General features: G+C 70.0%; 21 protein-coding genes. 12 read left to right on the forward strand and 9 right to left on the reverse strand.

What is annotated here, in order from left to right:
* Positions 1 to 310: 310 nt before the first annotated feature.
* From typA to JJQ90_RS11630, 3 genes are all read right to left on the reverse strand, one after another.
* Positions 311 to 2140, reverse strand: coding sequence for a translational GTPase TypA (typA, locus tag JJQ90_RS11620; RefSeq protein ID WP_216875570.1), 1830 nt, complete (start codon positions 2138 to 2140; stop codon positions 311 to 313).
* A 237-nt stretch (positions 2141 to 2377) separates the two neighbouring features.
* A complete protein-coding gene (locus JJQ90_RS11625) occupies positions 2378 to 2968 on the reverse strand; it encodes a hypothetical protein (RefSeq protein ID WP_216875572.1) in 591 nt (196 codons plus the stop codon).
* 108 nt (positions 2969 to 3076) lie between these two features.
* A complete protein-coding gene (locus JJQ90_RS11630) occupies positions 3077 to 4066 on the reverse strand; it encodes an adenosine kinase (protein ID WP_216875574.1) in 990 nt (329 codons plus the stop codon).
* A gap of 120 nt (positions 4067 to 4186) precedes the next feature.
* Between JJQ90_RS11630 and JJQ90_RS11635 the strand changes: the two genes are divergently transcribed.
* The 3 genes from JJQ90_RS11635 to JJQ90_RS11645 all read left to right on the forward strand — a co-directional run bounded on the left by JJQ90_RS11635 (position 4187) and on the right by JJQ90_RS11645 (position 6494).
* Positions 4187 to 4840: an EI24 domain-containing protein gene (locus JJQ90_RS11635; protein WP_216875576.1), complete on the forward strand. Its 654-nt coding sequence runs from the start codon at positions 4187 to 4189 to the stop codon at positions 4838 to 4840.
* 415 nt (positions 4841 to 5255) lie between these two features.
* The gene (locus tag JJQ90_RS11640) at positions 5256 to 5789 is read left to right on the forward strand and encodes a bactofilin family protein (protein ID WP_216875578.1); all 534 of its coding nucleotides are present in this window, start codon (positions 5256 to 5258) and stop codon (positions 5787 to 5789) included.
* Positions 5790 to 5846: 57 nt separating this feature from the next.
* Positions 5847 to 6494: a hypothetical protein gene (locus tag JJQ90_RS11645; protein WP_216875580.1), complete on the forward strand. Its 648-nt coding sequence runs from the start codon at positions 5847 to 5849 to the stop codon at positions 6492 to 6494.
* A gap of 37 nt (positions 6495 to 6531) precedes the next feature.
* Here JJQ90_RS11645 and JJQ90_RS11650 read toward each other — a convergent pair whose 3' ends face one another.
* Positions 6532 to 6747 carry a hypothetical protein gene (locus JJQ90_RS11650; RefSeq protein WP_216875582.1) on the reverse strand — a complete coding sequence of 72 codons (216 nt, stop codon included), beginning with the start codon at positions 6745 to 6747 and terminating at the stop codon, positions 6532 to 6534.
* A gap of 88 nt (positions 6748 to 6835) precedes the next feature.
* Here JJQ90_RS11650 and JJQ90_RS11655 point away from each other — a divergent pair, with 88 nt between their 5' ends.
* Positions 6836 to 7423 (forward strand): helix-turn-helix domain-containing protein, encoded by a 588-nt coding sequence (locus JJQ90_RS11655; protein WP_216875584.1) that lies wholly within the window; start codon positions 6836 to 6838, stop codon positions 7421 to 7423.
* A 56-nt stretch (positions 7424 to 7479) separates the two neighbouring features.
* A complete protein-coding gene (locus JJQ90_RS11660) occupies positions 7480 to 8397 on the forward strand; it encodes an AEC family transporter (protein ID WP_216875586.1) in 918 nt (305 codons plus the stop codon).
* Between the two features lie 6 nt (positions 8398 to 8403).
* On the opposite strand, the gene JJQ90_RS11665 is transcribed toward JJQ90_RS11660, so the two are convergent.
* Both JJQ90_RS11665 and JJQ90_RS11670 read right to left on the reverse strand, forming a co-directional pair.
* Positions 8404 to 9027 (reverse strand): Maf family protein, encoded by a 624-nt coding sequence (locus JJQ90_RS11665; RefSeq protein WP_216875588.1) that lies wholly within the window; start codon positions 9025 to 9027, stop codon positions 8404 to 8406.
* Positions 9027 to 9932 carry a pyruvate, water dikinase regulatory protein gene (locus tag JJQ90_RS11670; RefSeq protein ID WP_216875590.1) on the reverse strand — a complete coding sequence of 302 codons (906 nt, stop codon included), beginning with the start codon at positions 9930 to 9932 and terminating at the stop codon, positions 9027 to 9029. Before JJQ90_RS11670 ends, JJQ90_RS11665 begins: the two co-directional genes overlap by 1 nt.
* A 467-nt stretch (positions 9933 to 10399) precedes the next feature.
* Here JJQ90_RS11670 and hemE point away from each other — a divergent pair, with 467 nt between their 5' ends.
* Entirely contained in the window at positions 10400 to 11446 is a 1047-nt protein-coding gene (gene hemE / locus JJQ90_RS11675) for a uroporphyrinogen decarboxylase (protein ID WP_216875592.1), read from the forward strand.
* 3 nt (positions 11447 to 11449) lie between these two features.
* Here hemE and mltA read toward each other — a convergent pair whose 3' ends face one another.
* On the reverse strand, positions 11450 to 12553 hold the full coding sequence (mltA, locus tag JJQ90_RS11680; protein ID WP_216875594.1) for a murein transglycosylase A: 1104 nt from the start codon (positions 12551 to 12553) through the stop codon (positions 11450 to 11452).
* Positions 12554 to 12611: 58 nt separating this feature from the next.
* Positions 12612 to 13292: a Tim44/TimA family putative adaptor protein gene (locus JJQ90_RS11685; RefSeq protein ID WP_216875596.1), complete on the reverse strand. Its 681-nt coding sequence runs from the start codon at positions 13290 to 13292 to the stop codon at positions 12612 to 12614.
* A 192-nt stretch (positions 13293 to 13484) separates the two neighbouring features.
* Between JJQ90_RS11685 and JJQ90_RS11690 the strand changes: the two genes are divergently transcribed.
* Entirely contained in the window at positions 13485 to 14042 is a 558-nt protein-coding gene (locus tag JJQ90_RS11690; protein WP_216875598.1) for a histidine phosphatase family protein, read from the forward strand.
* Positions 14043 to 14195: 153 nt separating this feature from the next.
* On the opposite strand, the gene JJQ90_RS11695 is transcribed toward JJQ90_RS11690, so the two are convergent.
* Positions 14196 to 14891 carry a YggS family pyridoxal phosphate-dependent enzyme gene (locus JJQ90_RS11695; protein WP_216875600.1) on the reverse strand — a complete coding sequence of 232 codons (696 nt, stop codon included), beginning with the start codon at positions 14889 to 14891 and terminating at the stop codon, positions 14196 to 14198.
* Here JJQ90_RS11695 and JJQ90_RS11700 point away from each other — a divergent pair.
* The 5 genes from JJQ90_RS11700 to lptE all read left to right on the forward strand — a co-directional run bounded on the left by JJQ90_RS11700 (position 14890) and on the right by lptE (position 21020).
* Positions 14890 to 15543 carry a thiamine phosphate synthase gene (locus JJQ90_RS11700; protein ID WP_216875601.1) on the forward strand — a complete coding sequence of 218 codons (654 nt, stop codon included), beginning with the start codon at positions 14890 to 14892 and terminating at the stop codon, positions 15541 to 15543. The two genes, JJQ90_RS11695 and JJQ90_RS11700, sit on opposite strands and share 2 nt — an antisense overlap.
* Positions 15544 to 15771: 228 nt before the next feature.
* Positions 15772 to 16953 (forward strand): porin, encoded by a 1182-nt coding sequence (locus JJQ90_RS11705; protein WP_216875603.1) that lies wholly within the window; start codon positions 15772 to 15774, stop codon positions 16951 to 16953.
* Positions 16954 to 17121: 168 nt separating this feature from the next.
* Positions 17122 to 17667: a DUF3576 domain-containing protein gene (locus JJQ90_RS11710; RefSeq protein ID WP_230410594.1), complete on the forward strand. Its 546-nt coding sequence runs from the start codon at positions 17122 to 17124 to the stop codon at positions 17665 to 17667.
* A gap of 94 nt (positions 17668 to 17761) precedes the next feature.
* On the forward strand, positions 17762 to 20392 hold the full coding sequence (gene leuS, locus JJQ90_RS11715) for a leucine--tRNA ligase (RefSeq protein WP_216875607.1): 2631 nt from the start codon (positions 17762 to 17764) through the stop codon (positions 20390 to 20392).
* On the forward strand, positions 20358 to 21020 hold the full coding sequence (lptE, locus tag JJQ90_RS11720) for an LPS assembly lipoprotein LptE (protein WP_216875609.1): 663 nt from the start codon (positions 20358 to 20360) through the stop codon (positions 21018 to 21020). Before leuS ends, lptE begins: the two co-directional genes overlap by 35 nt.
* Positions 21021 to 21027: the final 7 nt, after the last annotated feature.

Consider the following 21027-nt stretch of genomic DNA (forward strand, 5'->3'; position numbering starts at 1 on the left):
ATGCCGGCATGCCCCCCGAAAGGGGACGTGCGGGGGCGCCCGGTTCGGTGATGCGGCAGTGGATCAGAACTGGATCTGGACGCGCTCCACATCGAAGAACGTCATGGTCTCGCCGCCAACGGTGATCTTGCCGCTGAAGCTGACCTGGACCAGGGCGTTCACCAGGATCTCCACGCCGGGCGCGTGCGACGAGGCCCGGCCAATGGGGGGTTCCGGCCACGAAAAAGGCCCGCCTGCAATGCAGACGGGCCTTTCCACGTGAAACGTGCTCTCGCGAACGGCTTACGCCGATTCGGCTCCTGCGAACGGCTTATGCCGCTTCGCTGTCCGAGCGGCGCGCGTTCTTCTTGCGCTCATGCGGGTCGAGGTAGCGCTTGCGCAGGCGAACGGCGGTCGGCGTCACCTCCACCAGTTCGTCTTCCTCGATATAGGCGATGGCCTGTTCCAGGCTCATCCGGCGCGGCGGCACCAGCAGAAGCGCCTCATCCTTGCCGGCGGCACGGATGTTGGTCAGCTTCTTTTCCTTGATCGGGTTCACGTCCAGGTCGTTGTCCCGGCTGTGCTCGCCCAGGATCATGCCGACATAGACCTTCACGCCCGGATCGACGAAGAGCGTGCCACGCTCCTGCAGCGAGAACAGCGAATACTGGATCGCCTCGCCATCGGAGTTGGAGATCAGCGACCCGTTGCGGCGCCCCTCGATCGGGCCGGCCCAGGGCTGATAGCCCGCAAAGATGCGGTTCATGATGCCGGTGCCGCGCGTGTCCGTCAGGAACTCGCCGTGATAGCCGATCAGGCCGCGCGACGGGATGATGAAGGTCAGGCGCTGCTTGCCGCCACCGGAGGGCCGCATGTCCTGCATCTGGCCCTTCCGCAGGGACAGCTTCTGGACGACGACGCCCGAATATTCCTCGTCGACATCGACCAGGCATTCCTCGAACGGCTCCTCGCGCTCGCCGGTCTCGGCATTCTCGCGCATCAGCACGCGCGGGCGGCCGATGGTCAGTTCGAAGCCTTCGCGGCGCATCTGCTCGATCAGCACGCCCAGCTGCAATTCGCCGCGGCCGGCGACCTCGAAGGCGTCGACTTCCTCGGACACCTTGATGGAGATCGCGACATTGCCCTCGGCCTCCTTGAACAGGCGGTCGCGGATCTGGCGGGAGGTGACCTTCTTGCCCTCGCGGCCGCCCAGCGGGCCGTCATTGATGCGGAAGGTCATGGAGAGCGTCGGCGGGTCGACCGGGATGGCCGGCAGCGGTTCGGCCACGGCAGGGTCGCAGATGGTGTCCGGGATGGTGCCGTTGGACAGGCCGGCGATGGCGATGATGTCACCGGCATAGGCCGTGTCCACCACCACGCGATCGAGGCCGCTGAAGGTCATCAGCTTGGTCAGGCGGCCGGTTTCCACCACGGAACCGTCGCGGCGCAGCACCTTCACCGGCATGTTCAGCCTGGCCGTGCCCTGCTCGATGCGGCCGGTCAGGATGCGGCCGAGGAAATTGTCGGCCTCCAGGATCGCGGCGTTCATCGCGAAGGGCAGGTTCGGGTCGAGGCCCGGCGCCGGCACATGCGACAGGATCAGGTCGAACATCGCCGACAGGTCCTTGCGCGGCCCCTCCATCGTCGTGTCGGCCCAGCCCTGGCGGCCGGAGGCGAACAGCATCGGGAAGTCGAGCTGGTTGTCGTCGGCGCCCAGCGCCGCGAACAGGTCGAACATCTCGTTATGGACTTCGTCCGGACGGGCGTCCTGGCGGTCCACCTTGTTGACGACGACCATCGGGCGGATGCCGCGGGCCAGCGCCTTGGTCAGCACGAACTTCGTCTGCGGCAGCACGCCCTCGGCGGCATCGACCAGCACCACGGCGCCATCGACCATCGAGAGGATGCGCTCGACTTCGCCGCCAAAGTCGGCGTGGCCAGGGGTGTCGACGATGTTGATCTTCACGCCCTTCCACTCGACCGCGGTGGACTTGGCGAGGATGGTGATGCCGCGTTCGCGTTCCAGGTCATTGCGGTCCATGGCGCGCTCGGCCACGACCTGGTTGGTGCGGAAGGCACCGGCCTGCTTCAGAAGATTGTCGACGAGCGTGGTCTTGCCGTGGTCGACGTGGGCGATGATCGCGACGTTGCGAATATCCATGGTTCTGTCCGGGTTCCGGCCACAAGAGTTTCAGCGAGGAATCCGAAACGGACCCTTCGCGCCGACCCCCGCCGCCCCGGGCATGACCGTCTGACGACGACCATCCAGGCACCACGCTGGGCCATTGGCATTGATGCGGCGCACACATAAGGCGGAAGCGGGCAAAAAGCGAGCACGAAGCGCATTGCCAGGCCCGGAAGGCAGCCCCGCTTCCTGGGCGGGGCTGCTTTCGCGGGGTTACGGGGTGCTTGGCGCCGGCATCGGACCCGGCGTGAACATCGGCGCCGGGGCCGGGCCGAGGTTTCGGGGTGCGCCACCGCCCATGGTCTGCGGCGTAGCGGAACCCGCGCCGGTCATGCTGTCCGGCACCATGGCGTCGCGGTTCATCACTGCGCCGGTGCTCTGCGCCGCCGGGCTCGGCGCGCTCAGGGCGGCCATGGCCTGGTCGATGCGGCGGTTCACCTCCGCACGGTCACGACGGTTCAGCGCATCCCGCGCCGCGCCAATCTCCGCGATGGCGCCGGAACTCGCCGGAGTGCTGGCACGGTCCGGCATGACGGAGCGCGTCAGGATGCGGGTCTCGGCCTGTTCCAGGTTTTCGCGCGCCTGGGCGATGCGGCCGGCGGAGAGCGATTCCCGCGCCTGGCGCAGGAAGGTCTCGGCCTGATCGGCGGCAGCAGGGCTGGGGTTGGTGATGCTGTGGCCGGGCGCCGAATGGGGCGCGGCGGTGCCCTGCGTCTGCGTCATCACCTGGGCATGGGCCAGCCCGGGCAGGGCAAGCGGAATGGCCAGAGCCGTGGCGAAGGCGAGAGTCGAACGGATACGCATGGAACCTCCTTTCCTGGGCCGGGATTGGCCCCTCGGAGAGTCCAACGCCGCCCGGGACCAGAGGTTCCAGGCGACGTAACGTCTTGATCCGGAAAAAGTTTCCGCAATTCAGGCGGCGACGAGCGCCTTCAGGTCGGCCTGCGGGCGGGCGCCGAAGTGGCTGATCACCTCCGCCGCCGCCACCGAACCCCAGCGACCGCACTCGGCCATCGGCTTGCCCTGGGCGAGGGCCGCGAGGAAGCCGGCGGCATAGGCATCGCCCGCGCCGGTGGTGTCCACCACCTGCGTCGGCACCGCCGCCACCCGCCATTCCTGGTCGCCAGCGACCACCAGGCTGCCCTTTTCCGACAGCGTGATGGCGGCCAGCGAAACTTCCGTCCGGACCTTGGCGATGGCGGCGGCGAGGTCGTCGGTCTCATAGAGCGACAGGATCTCCGCCTCATTGGCGAAGAGGATGTCGGTCTCGTTCTTCACGAAATCCTGGAAGGCGGCGCGGTGCCGGCCGACGCAGAAGGGGTCTGAGAGGGTCAGCGCCACCTGCCGACCGGCTGCGTGCGCAGCCCGGGAGGCCTTGAAGAAAGCGGCCTTGGCCTCGGGCGGGTCGAACAGGTAGCCCTCCAGGTAGGTGACGGCGGCAGAGACCACCTCCGCCTCCGACACATCATCCGGGCCGAAGGCGACGCAGGCGCCCAGGAAGGTGTTCATGGTGCGCTGGCCGTCGGGCGTCACCAGGATCAGGCAGCGCGCGGTCGGCGCGCCGCCGGACAGGGGCGCGGTGGGGAAGTGCACGCCGGCGGCCTGGATATCGTGCCCGAAGACCTTTCCCAGCTCATCGGCCGCGACCTTGCCGAGGAAACCGACGCGCGCACCCAGCGCCGCGGCCACGGCGCAGGTATTGGCGGCGGACCCGCCGCTGCCTTCCACGCCCGGCCCCATGGCGGCGTAGATGCGCTCCGCCGCGGCGGTGTCGATCAGCGCCATGCCGCCCTTGGCCATGCCCTGTCCGGCGAGGAAACCATCCTCGGCCCGGGCCAGCACATCGACGATGGCATTGCCGATGCCGAGCAGGTCGAGCTTGGGCGGGGGGGCGTCGGTCATCGTGGTTCGGGCCTCGCTGCGGGTTCTGCGCGTGATGTGCGCCAGCGCCGATCGGGCTGCAAGGTCATGTGACCGACGGCCAGCTTGGCGCGGGCCGGGCGCCAGGCCATTTCCACCCTCATGCTGACACCGCTGCTGCTGGCGCTGCGCCAGTTTCCCGACCCGGCCTTCCGCCGGCCGTTGCTGCTGGGCGCCCTCGGGGCCTTGGCCGGCCTCCTGGGGCTTGGCACGCTCTCCGCCTGGGGCCTCGGCGCGCTGGCGGGCGGAGAGGGGTGGCTGGCGGCCACGGCGGCCGCGGCCGGCGCCGTGCTGGTCGTCTTCGCGGCCTGGTGGCTGTTCATTCCGCTGCTGCTGGCGGTTGCCGGCCAGTTCCTGGATGGCGTCGCCGCGGCGGTGGAGGCCCGGCATTATCCCGAACTGCCGCCACCGCGCGGCGCCAGCGCCGCCACCCAGGCCTGGAGCGCGGCGGTGCTGGCGGCGAAGATGGCGGGGCTGACGCTGATCCTGCTGCCCTTGTCGCTGCTGCTGCCCGTGGTCGGCGTGGTGCTGCTCTGGGCCGTTGCCGCGATCGGGCTGGGGCAGGGGTTGTTCGAGGGCGTCGCCCTGCGCCGCATGGGTCGCGACGCGGCGGAGGCGCTGCGCCGCCGTCATCGCACTGCCATCTGGGGACTGGGCAGCGTGCTGGCGCTGCTGGCGGCGGTGCCGCTGCTCAATCTGGCGGTGCCGGTGCTGGGCGCGGCTGCCATGACACATCTGCTGCATCGCCTTCGATAGGGCAACGCCCCGAATAGAGCGGCAGGCGAAACCTTCCGGCCCGCATTTCCAGTGGATGGTTCGCAAGAAATGCGGAAGCGGCGCGACCCGCCGTTGTCTCCCCGCGGCGGAGCGTGTTAGCCGGAAGGCCTGCATGGAGTGCCAGCCGCGCCTTGCTCGCATCGTCAGGGGGGTCCTGCCGGGATGCGACAGGGATGCGGTCCGGTATCCTGCCTGCGGCGTCTTGTCTGCGGTGTCACGGCCGTGGGGGACAGCGGGCCAGTACAGTAGAAGGGGGACGATGATGAATGTCTTCGGCCGTCGCCGGGAAGAAAAACCGGCCGAGCCCAACCCCGACCAGTCCACCACCGTGCCCACCAGCCGCGACCCGGATCTGGGCGCGCCCTCACTCCGACCTTCCAGGGATGCCTCGACCATGAGCCTCGCCCCCAAGCCGCCCTCGCCCACCATGCCGGGCGGCCCGACGCCGCCCGCCGGCACCGCCATCCCGCCGCGGCCGCCCCAGATGGGTGGCCAGATGGGTGGGCAACCGGGGCAGATGCCCGGCGCGCCGACCATGCCGGCGCCGCGGCCCCAGACGCCGGATCGCCGCACCCTGGTGGTCGGCCGCGGCATCAGCCTGCAGGGCACCGTGGCCGATGCCGAGCGCCTGGTGGTCGAAGGCACGGTCGAGAGCCAGATGATCCAGGCGACCGAGCTGTCCATCAGCCAGACCGGCGTCTTCAAGGGCGAGGTCCAGGTCGAGGATGCCGAGATCGCCGGCACCTTCGATGGCACGCTGACCGCGCGCGGCCAGCTTGTCATCCGCGGTACCGGCCGGGTCATCGGCACGGCCCGCTGCCGTCGCCTGATGGTCGAGGATGGCGGCCAGATCTCCGGCAAGATGGAGATGCTGGGCGAAGGCCAGATCTCCCCCGGCCCGGCGCCCCGCGCCTACGCCGAGGGCTGACGCGCGCCGCGCTTGATGCGCCGCATCGCCCCAATGGCAGGATCGCCGGCGGCCCCGATGGCCGCCATGCTGGTCGCCCTGCTATCCGCCTGCGCCCAGCCGGATCCGGCGGATCCGGTGGTGGTGTTGCAGGAGGCATTGGCTGCGCATCAGGCGAGCCTGGCGGCGATCGCACCCCGTCCCGCCGCGGCGGGGGGCGAGGGCTCCGTCGCCCCGGCTGTACCGCCGCCGCCGCGAACCACCGCCCGCGACCCGGGTGCGGCGCCCGGCATGGCCGGGCAGTTGGTGGGCCATCCGCCGGACAGCATCGCCACCTGGTTCGGCGAGCCAAGGCTGCGGCGGATGGAGGAGGGGGCGGAGATCTGGCACTACCAGGGTCCGCAATGCCATCTGGACCTGGTCTTCTACCGCGATGAGGCACCAGGCGGCATGCTGCGCGTGGCCTTTGCCGCCGCCCGCGCCATCGGTACCTCACGACGTGGGGAGGCCGCCTGCCTGCGCGACATCGCCCGAGGCGCCCTTCCGGCCGCAGGGCCGGCTTCCACACCGGCGGCGCCCGTATCTGGAACCACATCGGCGGAGCCGGTATCTGGTGCCACACCGGCGGAGCCGGTGTCTGGTGCCACGCCGGCGGAGCCGGTGGAGTTGGTTCCCACCATTCCCCCACCGCCGCCCTCGCCGCCCGATCAGCCGGTGGGCGCCTGACAGCCTGGGCCTTCACGCACGGACATTCCGTCAGGCATCACAGATACCGGCCACGCTCCAGGATTTCGAGGGTGTAGTCGTGGTAGCTCATGCCGAGTGCCTCGGCCCGCGCCAACCGCCGCAGCACCACCTCCCGCCCCGGGCTGCGCCAGGCGCGGCGATGCGCCTGGCGCCAGCAATGAAGGCGCCAGCCTTCCTCCGGATCCGGCTCCTCCAGCGGCGGGCCGCCATTATGGCCGGGCGGCGCGGTCATGCCGCCCTTCGGGATGCAAAGGCACGGATCGTCATGGGGGGAGAGCCCTCGTCCTATCGACTGAAACTATGATAGACGAAAATCCACTATGCAAGATGATCCGATCGCCACAGCCGACGAGGCCACACAGCAGCTCGCCACCCGCCTGAAGACGGAGCGGGAGGCGCGTGGCTGGTCGATTGCCGAACTCGCGGAACGCTCCGGCGTCTCCCGCGCCATGATCAGCAAGGTGGAGCGCGGGGAGGCGAGCCCGACGGCCGCCCTGCTCGGCCGCCTCTCCGGCCCCTTCGGCCTGACCGTCTCGGCCTTGCTGGCGCGGGCGGAGGCTGCGGCACCCGGCGGGGTGGTGGTGCGGGTGGCGGAACAGGCGCTGTGGCGCGACCCGGGCACGGGCTATCTGCGGCGCATGGTCTCTCCGCCCGGCGCCAATCCGGAGCTGGTGCAGGTGGAGCTGCCACCCGGCGCGCGCGTGCCCTATCCCGCCGCCTCCTACGCCCTGCTCGACGGTCGCTGCATCTGGCTGCTGGAGGGGGAGTTGCTGTTCCATGAGGGTGCGCGGACGCATCGCCTGGCCGCGGGCGACTGCCTGGCGCTCGGGCTGCCCGCGGACTGCGCCTATGAAAACCCCTCCGCCACGCAGCCCTGCCGCTATGTCGTGGCGGTGGCGCGGCGGTGAGGGCCGTCGCATGATGATGCGCCGCAGCATGTCAGGGCGGATGTGAGTTCCGGATGATGACCCATTGGCTGGACGCCTTCGTGCCGATCTTCGGCCTGCTCGCGCTGGGCGCGCTGCTGCGCCGCAAGCTGCTGCGGGACGATGCGATCTGGGCGGGGATCGAGAAGCTGGTCTTCTGGGTGCTGCTGCCCAGCCTGATCGTGAATGCCTTGTCCGGCATGCGGCTTTCGGAGCTGCCGGTGGGCGGGCTGGCCGGGACCATCTGGGGCGCGCTGCTGGCCGGCACGGCCCTGGCGCTGCTGCTGTCGCGGGTGCTGGGCGCGCGGCATGCGGCCATGACCTCCATCCTCCAGGGCGGCATCCGCTTCAACAACCTGATGGGCTTCGCCATCGGCGGGGCGATCTGGGGGCCGCCGGGCATCGCGCTGTGTGCCGTCTGCACCGGCTTCATCGTGCCGATGGTGCAGGTGGTTTCCACCCTGGCCTTCGCCCTGGGCGGGGAAAGCCGGGTGCGGCCGCTGCGGCTGCTGCGCCAGGTGCTGCTGAACCCGCTGATCCTGGCCTGCGCCATCGGCTTCCTGCTGTCCTTCGCCGGCGGGCTGCCGGCGGGGATCAGCCCGATGGTGCGGGTGCTCGGCCAGGCTTCCGTGGCGCTCGGCCTGCTCTGTGTCGGCGCGGCGCTGACCCTGCGCGGGCTGGGCGACCGGCCGCTGACCCAGGCGACGACCGGGCTTCTGAAGCTGGGCGTGATGCCGCTGATGACCTTCGGCCTGGCCGTAGCCGTCGGGCTGGGGCCGCTGCCCACCGCCATCGTGGTGATGCTGATGGCGCTGCCCACCGCGGCGACCAGCTATGTGATGGCGCGCGCCATGGGCGGCGATGCGCCGCTGATGGCGGCCATCACCACCAGCGAGCATGTGCTGTCCATCGTCACCCTGCCGCTGTGGATCTGGTTCCTGGGCAGCCGGTTCTGACACTGACTAGCCCGCCAGCACCCCATGCTGGCGGAGAAAGCGCAGCAACGGCAGCAAGGGCAGGCCCAGAATGGCGCTGTGCTCGCCCTCCACCTTGGCCATGAGCTGCACGCCCGGCCCCTCCAGCCGATAGGCGCCGACCGAGGCCAGAAGCGCCTCGCCCTCCGCCGCCAGGTAGTGGTCCAGGAAATCCTCGGAGAAGTCGCGGAGCGTCAGGCGGGGGGTGGTGACGTCCTGCCAGATGCGTTCGCCGCCGCGCCAGGCCACGGTCGCCGTCACCAGTTCATGCCGCCGGCCACGCAGTTCCAGAAGCTGGCGGCGGGCGGCCGCCATGTCCGCCGGCTTGTCGTACCAGCGCAACTGGCCGGCATCATCGGCACAGACCAGAAGCTGGTCGCCGCCGATCACCAGCGCGTCGGGCCGCTTCCGCGCCACGCGCATCGCCTTGGCCTCGGCCAGCATCAGCGCCGCCTCGGCGGGGGGAATCCCCTCCGCCTGCGCGCCCTCCTTGATCGCCGCCTCATCCACCGCAGCCGCGATCGCCTCGAAGCGCAGCCCGGCCGCGGCCAGCACGGCGCGGCGGCTGGCGGAGGCGCTGGCCAGGACCAGCGCAGGCGTCCCGGCCTGCATCACCCGCCGCCCGCCTCCAGCGCCAGCACGGTGGAGGCCGGGTCGATGGAACGCGGCGGATCCTGCGCCCGGACGCCGCGGCGGGCGTGCCAGGCCTCCATCAGCTGCAGCACGGTCGCCGCCGTTTCCTCGATGGAGCGGCGCGTCACGTCGATCACCGGCCAGCCGAATTTGGTGCAGAGCCGACGGGCGGCCTGGATCTCCGCCTTCACCGCCTCATGGTCCACATAATCGGTCACGTCATGGTGCACGCCATGGCCGCCGATCAGCTTCAGGCGGTGGCGGCGGATTTCGATCAGCGCATTGGTCTCGATATGCAGGCCGATCACGGGGCAGGGCGCGGCTTCCAGCTCCATCGGCAGCGGCGCGCCCGGGACCAGCGGCACATTGGCGGCCTTGATGCCGCGATTGGCCAGGTAGAAGCAGGTGGGCGTCTTGCTGCTGCGGGAGACGCCGACGATGCAGACATCGGCCTCCGCGATGCCGGCGGTGCCCTGGCCGTCATCATGCGCCAGCACGTAGTGCATGGCGTCGATCCGGCGAAAGTAGTCGGCATCCATCACATGCTGGGCGCCGCGCTTTTCACGCGCCTGGGCGCCGATCGCCGTCTGCAGCAGTTCCATCACCGGCTCCAGCGGCGACAGATGCTCGATATGCAGGCGCTGGCAATGTTCCTCCAGGGCCAGGCGAAGCGAACGGTCGACCAGGGTGAACAGCACCGGGCCCTGTTCCGCCTCGATCCCCTCCAGCACCCGGTCGAGCTGGAGGCGGGAGCGGATCAGCGACCAGCGATGATGGATGACATGCGCATCCTCGAAGCGGGACAGGGTGGCGCGGGCGATCGAGTTCAGCGTCTCCCCGGTGCTGTCGGAGACCAGATGCAGGTTGATCGTGCGGCTGGGCATGGTGATGCGCCTGATCCCGGGGCCGGGGCGGCCCGACAATTCCCCTGCCGCAAGCCTACCGGAAGCGGCGGGGTCATGACAGGCCGAGGATGACCGGCGACGGGCCGGTGGATTGGGGTGGATGATGGGGACAAGTCGGGACGCCCGGCACCCCCTTCCGATTCAATGGGGACAACCCCGCCGCCGGCGGTACACGGGACTGATTCACAAGGCTGCGGACGGCTTCCGGGGACAGACTGAATCATCCTGCCGAGTCAGGGACTTGGCGAACGCGACGCGGGGGATGGGCCTGTGGATGAAAAGCGGGTCAGCCGTGATCCCCATCGCCCACAGGCCCCTACATCTACCCCAACCTCTATAAGATTCTTTCTTCTTATTGGGGAATTGGCGTTTCCACGCTCCTGCCTTAGGCAAGGGGGCATGGGGCGGAACCAGGGGAGGCCGGTTTGACGGTGGAGCCAGCAGGCGTGGATGCACTCGAAAAGCCCCTTCTGCGGGCATTGTCCGGCGAGGCGGTCTGGCCGCCGCCCATGTGGCTGATGCGCCAGGCTGGCCGCTACCTGCCCGAATACCGGGAGGTCCGGGCCGAGGCCGGCGGCTTCATCAAGCTCTGCACCACGCCCGAGATGGCGGCGGAGGTCACGCTTCAGCCGATCCGCCGCTACGGCATGGATGGCGCCATCCTGTTCTCCGACATCCTGATGGTGCCCTGGGCACTCGGCCAGCCGCTGCGCTTCGCCGAGGGCGAGGGGCCGCAACTGGAACCGTTGCGCGACCTGGCGGCGGTGAATGCTCTGGAGGTGGGCGCCGTGCGGGAACGCTGCGCCCCCATCTTCGAGACGGTGCGCCTGGTGCGCGCCGCCCTGGATGCGCAGCACCCCAGGACCGCGCTGATCGGCTTCGCCGGCAGCCCCTTCACGGTCGCCTGCTACATGGTCGAGGGTCATGGCAGCCGGGATTTCGCCACCACCCGGCAGATGGCCTATGCCGACCCGGCGCTGTTCGGGAAGCTGATCCGTACCCTGGTGGAATCGACCACCGACTACCTGCTGGCCCAGGTGGAGGCGGGGGCCGAGGCGCTGATGCTGTTCGACAGCTGGGCAGGGCTGTTGCCACCCGCGCAGTTCCGTCGCTGGGTGATCGAGCCCACCGCGACCATCGTGCGGTCGCTGAAGCGGCTGCATCCCTCCATCCCGATCATCGGATTTCCGCGCCTCGCCGGGCCGCTGATCGGCGAATACACGCTGCGGACGGGGGTCAATACGGTGGCCATGGACACCAGCATGGACCCGCGCTTCGCCGCCACGGCAGTGGCGCCCACGGTGGGGCTTCAGGGCAATCTGGACCCGCTGGTGCTGATCGCCGGCGGCGCGGCGCTGGAGCTGGAGGCGCGGCAGATCCTGGCCGCCATGCGCGGCCGGCCCTTCGTGTTCAACCTCGGCCATGGCATCGAGAAGGTGACCCCGCCCGAGCATGTGGCGCAGCTTGTCCGAATTGTGCGGACGGGGGGCTGAAGGCTACTTCGGCAGCAGCACGAAAAGCTCTGCCCGATCGCGCATGCGGCCGGCCTGTTCGGCCGCCGCCTCGCCCCAGCCAGTGAACAGATCGGCCCGCGCCGCGCCGCGAATGGCGCCGCCGGTATCCTGCGCCACGGTCAGTTGGCGCAGGGACGGTCCTCCGACCACCCAGACAGGGGTGCCGAGGGGAGTCCTGGTGCGGTCCACCGCGACCGACCGTCCTGGCGTCAGCGGGGCGCCCAGGGCCCCGAGGGGCCCCTGTTCCGCTGGCAGGTCCAGGGGGCGGAAGAAGATGTAGCTCGGATTGCGCGCCATCAGCGCCGCCGCTTCCTCCGGCGTCGCGGCGGCGAGCCAGGCGCGGATGGCCTGCATGGACATCGTCTCCCGCGTCAGCACGCCGGCTTCCAGCAAAGCGCGGCCGATGGCGTAGTAGGGATGGCCGTTCTGGGCGGCGTAGCCCAGGCGCAACACCCGCCCATCGGTCAGCCGGACGCGGCCGGAGCCCTGGATCTGCAGGAAGAAGGCATCCACCGGGTCATCCACCCAGACCAGCTCCAGCCCGCGTCCATCCAGGGCGCCGGCCATGATCTCTGCGCGGCTGGGGAAGGGGTGCAGGCGGCCGTCGCGGACCAGGCCGGCGGTGCGGCGGCCGCGCAGGTCGCCGGCGAAGGCGCCGAGATCGACCTCCACCAGCTCCGGCGGGCGGGCATGCAGGGGGGTGGCGTGGCGGGCATCGGGGGTCGGGCTGCCGCGCAGTTCCGGCTCGTAATAGCCGGTCAGGGTATCGCTGCCGACCGCATGGGCGGTGAAGCGGCTTTCGAAGAAGTCGCGTGCCGCGTCGTCCGTTTCGGGAAGCTGGGCCGCCGCGGCACAGGGCGCGGCGAAATCGCCCGCGGTCCGGGCCAGCGCGCCCTCTCCGCCGAGGGACCGTTCGGCCGGCATCCGGCCAATGACCTCGCAACTGCGCCGGAAGGCCGGCAGCGCCTGCGCCACCCGGTCCTGCCGCCACCCCGGCAGTTCCGAAAACGCCACCTGACGAAGGTCGGGCCCGGCCTCCGAACACCCCGCCAGGAGCACCACAGCCCCCAGCACCCAGCTTCGCAAACCCGGAAAAACCTTCACCCCCGGACCGCGGCAGCGTCCCAAAAAAAGCGTCCCAGAACTAAGCGGAGCGGGTGGCGGTGAGGCGCCAGGTGGGGTCTTCGCTGCGGAGGTCGCGCTGGAAGGTCCAGATGTCGGTCAGTTCCGTCACGGCTTCCGCGCCGGCGGAGATGCTGCCGTCGCTGGCCGTGGTCAGGTTGATCTGGTCGGAGACGAAGCGGACGACGACATCCGCCACCGTGCCGCGCAGATCGGCGGATTCGATACCGGCCTCCTGCATGGCGCGGACCTCGGAGCGCTGGGTTTCGCCGGCCTGTTCGCGGGCTGTGATGGCACCCTCGAAGCCGCCATAGACCTCATCGGCCAGCAAGGCGCGCAGGGTTTCGCGGTCGCCGCGGGCGAAGGCGTCCACCACCATGCGGAAGGCGCCCTCGGCGCCGGTCAGGAAGCCGTGCGGGTCGAAGCTGGGATCGATGCCCTTGATGCGCACGAGGGCCTGGCCAGTCGGCGTGCGCGGGTCGGGCACCACGAGGCGGGTGGTGCTGGCGGCGGCGGCGGGCGGCAGTTCCGGCACCTCGTCGCCTGCGGGGCGTGCCGCGCGCGGGTCGTAGGGCGGCGCATTGGCGTCGCGCGGCGGGCGCTCATAGCCGGTGCGGCGGCCGAGTACGCTGCGCAGGCGCAGCACCAGGAAGGCCGCGACCATTGCGAACAGGATCAGATCGACAGGAAAGCCGCCCGACATTGCCAACTCCTCATCAAGCACTCACTTAAGGCGCCCTCCGGTCCCCCGCAACGGGCCGTCGTGGATTGCCTCCCGGACTGCCATCGGATGGACTGTCCGACACTGGCACCGACGCTGTATCACACTGCCCTCAACGCAGGGCCGGCGCGCGGGATTGCTCCGCCGCGCCGCCCTTTCGGAGCCTCGCCGCCCATGATCCTGCTGCGCCACGGCCAGAGCGAGTTCAACCTGCATTTCAGCGCCACCCGGCGCGATCCCGGCATCATCGATCCGCGGCTGACCCCGCTGGGCCATTCCCAGGCGGAGGAAGCGGCGGCGGCGCTGGCGGCGCAGGGTATCACCCGCATCATTGCCTCTCCCTACAGCCGGGCCCTGCAGACCGCGGCGCCATTGGCCAGCCGGCTCGGGCTGAAGGTGATGGTGCAGCCGCTGGTGCGGGAACGCTACGCCTTCACCTGCGATGTCGGCAGCCCCACCACGGCGCTGGCCGCCGAATGGCCGCATCTGGACTTCAGCCATGTGGAGGAGGTGTGGTGGCCGGCGCAGGAGGAACCGGCGGACCAGGTGCTGGCCCGTGCCGCGTTGTTCCGGGGGGAGATGTCGGCGCTGCACGACTGGTCCAGCACCCTGGTCGTCGCGCATTGGGGCTTCATCCTGGCGATGACCGGCCAGTCCGTCGCCAACGGCACATGGCTACGCTGCGATCCGACGGAGCCGGCGCTGACTGAGGTGTCCTGGAAGCATCATTAGGCCAGTGACATCGGACGCCGGGCGCGGCCTTCAGCCGCCTGGCTCATCGCGCCGAAGGCGCGCCTTCGGCGCGACGCAGTTGCCGCGGCGCCCGTTCGGGCACCCGGCCCCGCGGGCCCCGGGTTGCGCCGGTCTTCGATGTCGGTTCGGGCGTCAGGCCGGCGCGGGACGGCCACCAAAGATGGCGGTGCCGACGCGGATATGGGTGGCGCCCTCGGCGATCGCGGCCTCGAAGTCGCCGCTCATGCCCATCGAAAGCGTGGTCAGGCCGTGGCGGGCGGCCATGGCTGCCAGGGCGGCGAAATGCGGGCGTGGGTCGCCTTCGACCGGCGGGATGCACATCAGGCCGGTGACGGGCAGGCCATGCTCCTCGCGGCAGGCGCGGATGAAGGCATCCGCCTCGGCACGGGCGATGCCGGCCTTCTGAGGCTCGTCGCCGATATTCACCTGGATCAGGAAGCTGGGCTGCCGCGCCTCCTTCACCATCGCCTCCCGCAGCGCCAGGGCCAGCTTTGGGCGGTCCAGGCTTTCGATCACATCGGCGATCCGCACCGCGTCCCGCGCCTTGTTGGTCTGCAGCGGGCCGATCAGGTGCAGGCGCAGCGCGGGGTGGCCAAGGCGCAGATCGGGAAATTTGGCCGCCGCCTCCTGCACCCGGTTCTCGCCGAAAACGGTCTGGCCACAGGCCAGCGCCGCCGCGACGGCCGCCGCCGGATGGGTCTTGGAGACCGCGACCAGCGTCACCGAGGCCGGGTTGCGGTTGGCGCGCAGGCAGGCCTCGGCGATCCTGTCCCGGATGCGCCCGAGATTGGTGGCGATGGCGGCGTCGGTGGGGGAGAGTTCGGGCATGGCGGCAAGGCTAGCGCAGGATCGCCACGCCGGAAATCAGCCCGGCAGCCTTGCCGCACAGGCGGCCCGTCTGCGCCCGGCATCGCTGCGCGGTGGTGCGCTGCCGCGGCTCTGGCTGGTCTCCGATCCCGCGCGGCTGCCTGATCCCTGTGCAGCAGCGGCACGGCTGCCACTTGGGGCCGGGGTGCTGGCGCGGGGCTTGGCGCCCGCGGTGCTGGCGCGGCTGGGGCGGATCGCGGCGCGGCGGGGGATTTGCCTTCTGGTGGGCGGCGATGCGCGGGCGGCCTTGCGGGCACGCTGCGGGTTGCATCTGCCGGACCGGCCGGCGGGTCCCGGGCTGACGGCCTTCCTGCTGGCGCGGCAGCGGCGGGTGCCCTGGGCGATGCTGTCCCTGGCAGTGCATGGCCATGCGGGCCTGTCCAGGGCGCGCCGGGTGGATGCCGATTTCGGCTTCGTCTCCCCGGCCTTTCCCACAGCCAGCCATCCGGGCGCGCCGGCGCTGGGCCCGTTGCGCTGGGCGGCGCTTGCGGCGCGGCTCGGCCGGCCGGCGGTGGCGCTGGGTGGCGTGGCGCCCGCCAGCGCCCGGCGCCTTCCGCGCCATGGGCCTGGCCGTGTCGCCGGCCTGGCGGCGATCGGGGCGCTGGCCGGATGAGCCGGCGTGCTCTGGGCGCCATGGGGGTGTGTGGCGTCTCTGCCACAGTGTCTCAAGGAAGTCGCGACGAGGCGCCAAGCGCCGTTGCCGTCGCCGCAGTCCCAAGACCATTATCCGCCCGGGCCTGACTGCTACCGGGGGGGAACCTGGTAGCGGCGTCCTGCCGAGGGGGGCAGGCGGGTCGTGGGCATGCCGGGGGCTACCCGGCGCAGGAGGAGGTTTTTGGATATGCGCAAGATTCTGCTGGGCACCACTGCGGTGGTTGGCGCCGCGCTGATGGGCATGAGTGTCGCCCAGGCGCAGACGGCCCCGACGGTTCGCGTGGGCGGCTACTTCGAGTTCACCGGTGGCTATGTCGACGACAACTTCGACACCGCGGCGACGACCGGCCTGCCGTCCTCCCGTTCCAAGGTGGACTTCCGGTCCGACATGGAACTCCACGTGATCGTGCGCGGCAAGGCGGCCAATGGCCTGTCCTACGGCGCCGAGATCGAGCTGCAGATGGACGCCAACAACACGTCCTCCACGGCCGTCGACACCGACGAGATGTGGGGCTTCGTCTCCTCCCCGACCCTCGGCACCCTGCAGTTCGGTGACCAGGACAGCGCCGCCGACCAGCTGAAGGTCGCCGCCCCGTCCGTCACCAACCTGGGTGAGTCGGGCGGCTGGGACGAGTTCATCGCGCCGGAAGCCGGTGGCACCCGCTACATCCTGACGACGATCAACGACGGCAGCGACAGCACCAAGATCATCTATCTGTCCCCGCAGTTCTTCGGCTTCGACTTCGGCGTCAGCTATGCGCCGAACCAGTACGAGGGTGAGAACTTCCTGATCGGTGGCTCCTCCACCGTTCTGCAGCGCGACTCCAACGCCGGCTCCATCCGCAACGAACTGTCCGGCGCCATCCGCTACCGCGGCAGCTTCGGCAATGTCGGCGTGGCCGCCGCCTTCTCCGCGATGCGTGGCGATGCCCCGTCGGGCACCACCGTGCGCGACCCGAACGCCTACCAGGCCGGCCTGAACCTGTCCGCCTACGGCGTCACGGTTGGCGGTCACTACGTCTGGGGCCGTTACGGCGGTTCCGCTCCGGGCCGCGCTGGCCTGGCCCCGGGCCTGAACAACTCCAACAACTGGACGATCGGTGCGACCTACCGCGCCGGTGCGATCGCGGTCGGCGCCTTCTACGCCCTCGGCAAGCGTGACAACGCCCTGGTCGGCGTGTCCGACCGTGAGCAGCAGGCGATCGGCGTCGGCGCCGTCTACACCATGGCGCCGGGCCTCGAAGTGTTCGCCAACTACACCAACATCGAGGACGAGAACGTCCGCGCTGCTGGCACCGCGAACGTTGCGGCCAACTACCGCAACCGCAGCATCGATGTCTTCATCATCGGCACGCGCCTGGCCTTCTGATCCTTCCGGATCGGAGACCGAAAGGGGGCGGCAGGGAAACCTGCCGCCCCTTTTTGTTGCCCCCTTTTTGTTGCGTCGGGTTTCGAGACCCTACCCCCGGCTTTGCGATTGGCCGGCATCCGGGTAAAGACCTGTCGGAAGTGCCCCCGCCGGGCTGGGATGGGAAAGATGCGCCTGACGCGACTGATGATGCTGGGCTTCACGGCAACCCTGATCGCCGGGTGCAGCGCGCTCGAAGGCAATGTCCGCACGCCGGAGCTGGACGAATACAGTTCAGACCGCCGGCGCGACCAGGTCCGCGGGCGGCTGGGCGGCACCGATGGCATCCTGATCTTCGGAACCGAGCGCAACCAGCGGGGCGGCACGGGCAGCGGCGATGCCTCCGGCATCGGCGTCAATGCCTTCCTCTGGCGCGCGGCGCTGGACACGCTGTCCTTCATGCCACTGTCCTCCGCCGATCCCTTTGGCGGCGTGATGATCACCGACTGGTATTCGCCCCCTGGCACGACCGGCGAGCGGTTCCGCGCCACGGCCTATATCCTCGGCCGCCAGCTTCGCTCCGATGGCGTGCGGGTGGCGCTGTTCCGGCAGGAACTGCGCGGCAATGCCTGGGTCGATGTTCCGGTCGCCGCCTCCACCGCCTCCGAGCTTGAGGATCAGGTCCTGGCCCGGGCGCGGGAACTGCGCGCCCAGTCCACTGCGGCCGCCCGCTGAGGCGCTGCGCGCATCCCTTGCCGCCGGGGCGTTCCGCCCTGGCGGATAGTGCGCTATTCGGAAGGCCCAACCCAGGCCAGCGCACCCCAGCACGATGAACGACATCGCCTCCCCCCCCGACCAGAAACAGCCGCCCCGGCATGACTTCGCCGCGGCGGAGCCGCGCTGGCAGGCGGAATGGGACCGCCGCGGCTGCTTCGCCGTGCCGGATGTGCCGCCCGAGGGGGCGAGCAAGTACTATGTGCTGGAGATGTTCCCCTACCCCTCCGGCAAGATCCACATGGGTCACGTGCGGAACTACACGCTGGGTGACGTCGTGGCGCGCTACAAGCGCGCCCGCGGCCATCTGGTGCTGCATCCGATGGGCTGGGATGCCTTCGGCCTGCCGGCCGAAAATGCCGCGCGCGAACGCGGCGTGCATCCGGGCGAGTGGACCTACCAGAACATCGCCAATATGCGCACCGAGCTGAAGCGCATGGGCCTGTCGCTGGACTGGTCCCGCGAATTCGCCACCTGCGATGTCGGCTACTACGGCAAGCAGCAGAAGCTGTTCCTGGATTTCTGGAAGGCCGGGCTGGTCGAGCGCAAGGAAAGCTGGGTCAATTGGGATCCGGTCGACGGCACCGTGCTGGCCAATGAACAGGTGATCGACGGCCGCGGCTGGCGATCCGGCGCGCTGGTCGAGAAGAAGAAGCTCTCCCAGTGGTTCCTGGCCATCACGAAATATGCGCCGGACCTGCTGGAGGCGCTGGGCGGGCTGGATCGCTGGCCTGAGCGCGTGAAGCTGATGCAGTCCAACTGGATCGGCCGCAGCGAAGGCGCGAGGGTGCGGTTCAAGCTGACCGAGCCGGTGGCGGAGACGGCCGAGGTGGAGGTCTTCACCACGCGGCCCGACACGCTGTTCGGCATGAGTTTTCTTGCTGTTGCCGCCGAGCACCCGCTGGCGGCTGCAGCCGCTGCCGCCAATCCGGACGCCCAGAAATTCGTGGCGGAATGCCGCAGCATGGGCACCAGCGAAGTGGCCATCGAGCAGGCGGAAAAGCGCGGCTTCGACACCGGCTTCCGGGTGGCGCATCCCTTCATCGAGGGAAAGACCTTCCCGGTCTGGATCGCCAACTTCGTGCTGATGGAATACGGCACCGGCGCCATCTTCGGCTGCCCCGGCCATGACGAGCGCGACTTCGAATTCGCCACCAAATACGGGCTGGAGATCAAGCCCGTGGTGCTGCCGCCGGGCGCCGACCCGGCCACATTCGCGCTGGATGACGCCGCCTATACCGATGACGGCACGCTGTTCAATTCGGATTTCCTGGACGGCAAGCCCGTGCCCGCCGCCAAGCGCGCGGCCATCGAGAAGCTGGAGGCCCAGCAGCAGGGCACCGGCGTGGTGAACTGGCGCCTGCGTGACTGGGGCGTGTCCCGCCAGCGCTATTGGGGCTGCCCGATCCCGGTCATCCATTGTGATGCCTGCGGCGCTGTGCCGGTGCCGGAGGACCAACTGCCGGTCGAGCTGCCGCAGGACGTGGATTTTTCGAAGCCCGGCAATCCGCTGGATCACCACCCGACGTGGAAACACGTCAATTGCCCGTCCTGCGGCGCCCCGGCGCGGCGGGAGACGGATACCTGCGACACCTTCGTCGACAGCTCCTGGTATTTTGCCCGCTTCTGCTCGCCCGGCGCGGCGGAGCCGGTGACGCAGGCGGCGGTGAATGCCTGGCTCCCGGTCGACCAGTATATCGGCGGCATCGAGCACGCGATCCTGCACCTGCTCTATTCCCGCTTCTTCACCCGCGCGATGCAGGCGACCGGCCATCTGGATGTGAAGGAGCCCTTCGCCGGGCTGTTCACCCAGGGGATGGTGCAGCATGAAAGCTACAAGGGCCCCGATGGCCGCTGGCTGTATCCGGAGGAGGTGGATTTCAACCTCGCCGCCGACGGCACACGCACCGCCACGCTGAAGGGTGGCAACGCGCCGGTGACCATCGGCCGTGTCGAGGCGATGTCGAAGTCGAAGCGCAACACGGTCGACCCGGGCGCCATCATCGGCAAATACGGCGCGGATACCGCCCGCTGGTTCATCCTCTCCGACAACCCGCCCGAGCGGGACATGGAATGGACGGAATCCGGCGTCGCCGGGGCGTTCCGCTTCACCCAGCGCGTCTGGCGCCTGGTCAACAACGCATTGCCCAGCCTGCCGCCCGCCGGCACCCCCCTGGGCGAGGCCACCGGCGCGGCGAAGAAGCTGCGCCAGGTGACGCACCGGACCATCGTCGCGATCACGGAGGCGCTGGACAGTTTTGCCTTCAATGTCGCGGTCGCGCGGATCCACGAATTCGCCAATGCGATCGGCGAGGCCGAGCCGCAGGCCGAGGGCATGGGCCCGGCGCTGCGGGAGGCGCTCGAGATGCTGGCCCGCCTGGCCGCACCGATGATGCCGCATCTGGCGGAGGAGCTTTTCGCGCTCCTCAATCCAGACTCGGAAAAGCTCGTCGCACAACTGCCCTGGCCGGAGGCGGATGCCGCCCTGGTGAAGGCGGAGACGATGACCCTGGCCGTCCAGGTGCTCGGCAAGCTGCGCGCCACCATCGAAGTGGCGGTGGGCGCATCCGATGCCGAGATTTTCGCCCTGGCCGAGGCCGAGGAGAACGTGCAGCGTGCCTTCGGCGGCAAGCCAGTGAAGAAGCGGATCCATGTTCCGGGGCGGGTGGTCAATTACGTCGTCTGAATCCCCCACACGGCGCGGGCTGCTGCTCGGCGCCGGCCTTCTGGCCCTGGGCGGCTGCGGCTTCCGGCCGCTCTATGGCCGGGGCGGCATGGCGGAGGGTGAGCCGGATCTGCGCGCCCAGCTCGCCGGCATCCGTGTCGCCTTGGTGCCGGAACGCTTCGGACAGCTGCTGCGCCGGGCGCTGACCCAGCGCCTGGGCCAGGATATCGGCGGGCCGCGCCAGTCTGCCGTGCACGAGCTGCGGGTTTCCCCCAGCCTGCAGGCAGAGGGTGTGGGCATCCAGCTCGATGGCACGGCGACGCGCATCCGCTACCTCGGCACTGCCAACTGGCTGCTGGTGCGCCTTGGCCCGCCGCCGGAAACACTGGCGACCGGCATCGAGCGCAGCATCGAGGCCTACAACATCCCGCCCAACCAGTTCTTCGCGGCCGATAGCAGCCGGGAAGAGGCGGAGCGCCGGATGGCGGAGGTGCTGGCGGAGCTGGTGGTGACCCGCCTCGCCGTCGCCTTCCGCCGCGGCCTCGCCACCGCCCCGGCCCTGGGCCAGGTGCCGGAGCCTGCCGCCACCGAGGCGCTGCCGGCGCTGCGGCCGGAACTGGCGCCAGGGCTGGTCCGGCCCGACCGCTGATCCGGCC

It is taken from the genome of Falsiroseomonas oleicola, from assembly GCF_019029495.1.
Taxonomy (GTDB): Bacteria; Pseudomonadota; Alphaproteobacteria; order Acetobacterales; family Acetobacteraceae; genus Falsiroseomonas; species Falsiroseomonas oleicola.

Bases quoted from the DNA above. Each gene is read 5' to 3' on its own strand.
- JJQ90_RS11695 (WP_216875600.1), bottom strand. From the start codon at position 14,891: ATGCCCGAACTCTCCCCCACCGACGCCGCCATCGCCACCAATCTCGGG.
- JJQ90_RS11625 (WP_216875572.1), bottom strand. From the start codon at position 2,968: ATGCGTATCCGTTCGACTCTCGCCTTCGCCACGGCTCTGGCCATTCCG.
- JJQ90_RS11650 (WP_216875582.1), bottom strand. From the start codon at position 6,747: ATGACCGCGCCGCCCGGCCATAATGGCGGCCCGCCGCTGGAGGAGCCG.
- JJQ90_RS11710 (WP_230410594.1), top strand. From the start codon at position 17,122: ATGCGCCTGACGCGACTGATGATGCTGGGCTTCACGGCAACCCTGATC.
- JJQ90_RS11705 (WP_216875603.1), top strand. From the start codon at position 15,772: ATGCGCAAGATTCTGCTGGGCACCACTGCGGTGGTTGGCGCCGCGCTG.
- JJQ90_RS11665 (WP_216875588.1), bottom strand. From the start codon at position 9,027: ATGCAGGCCGGGACGCCTGCGCTGGTCCTGGCCAGCGCCTCCGCCAGC.
- JJQ90_RS11645 (WP_216875580.1), top strand. From the start codon at position 5,847: ATGGCCGCCATGCTGGTCGCCCTGCTATCCGCCTGCGCCCAGCCGGAT.
- JJQ90_RS11630 (WP_216875574.1), bottom strand. From the start codon at position 4,066: ATGACCGACGCCCCCCCGCCCAAGCTCGACCTGCTCGGCATCGGCAAT.
- typA (WP_216875570.1), bottom strand. From the start codon at position 2,140: ATGGATATTCGCAACGTCGCGATCATCGCCCACGTCGACCACGGCAAG.
- JJQ90_RS11670 (WP_216875590.1), bottom strand. From the start codon at position 9,932: ATGCCCAGCCGCACGATCAACCTGCATCTGGTCTCCGACAGCACCGGG.
- lptE (WP_216875609.1), top strand. From the start codon at position 20,358: ATGTTCCGGGGCGGGTGGTCAATTACGTCGTCTGAATCCCCCACACGG.
- JJQ90_RS11655 (WP_216875584.1), top strand. From the start codon at position 6,836: ATGCAAGATGATCCGATCGCCACAGCCGACGAGGCCACACAGCAGCTC.
- leuS (WP_216875607.1), top strand. From the start codon at position 17,762: ATGAACGACATCGCCTCCCCCCCCGACCAGAAACAGCCGCCCCGGCAT.
- JJQ90_RS11690 (WP_216875598.1), top strand. From the start codon at position 13,485: ATGATCCTGCTGCGCCACGGCCAGAGCGAGTTCAACCTGCATTTCAGC.
- JJQ90_RS11640 (WP_216875578.1), top strand. From the start codon at position 5,256: ATGAGCCTCGCCCCCAAGCCGCCCTCGCCCACCATGCCGGGCGGCCCG.
- JJQ90_RS11660 (WP_216875586.1), top strand. From the start codon at position 7,480: ATGACCCATTGGCTGGACGCCTTCGTGCCGATCTTCGGCCTGCTCGCG.
- JJQ90_RS11685 (WP_216875596.1), bottom strand. From the start codon at position 13,292: ATGTCGGGCGGCTTTCCTGTCGATCTGATCCTGTTCGCAATGGTCGCG.
- JJQ90_RS11700 (WP_216875601.1), top strand. From the start codon at position 14,890: ATGGCGGCAAGGCTAGCGCAGGATCGCCACGCCGGAAATCAGCCCGGC.
- JJQ90_RS11635 (WP_216875576.1), top strand. From the start codon at position 4,187: ATGCTGACACCGCTGCTGCTGGCGCTGCGCCAGTTTCCCGACCCGGCC.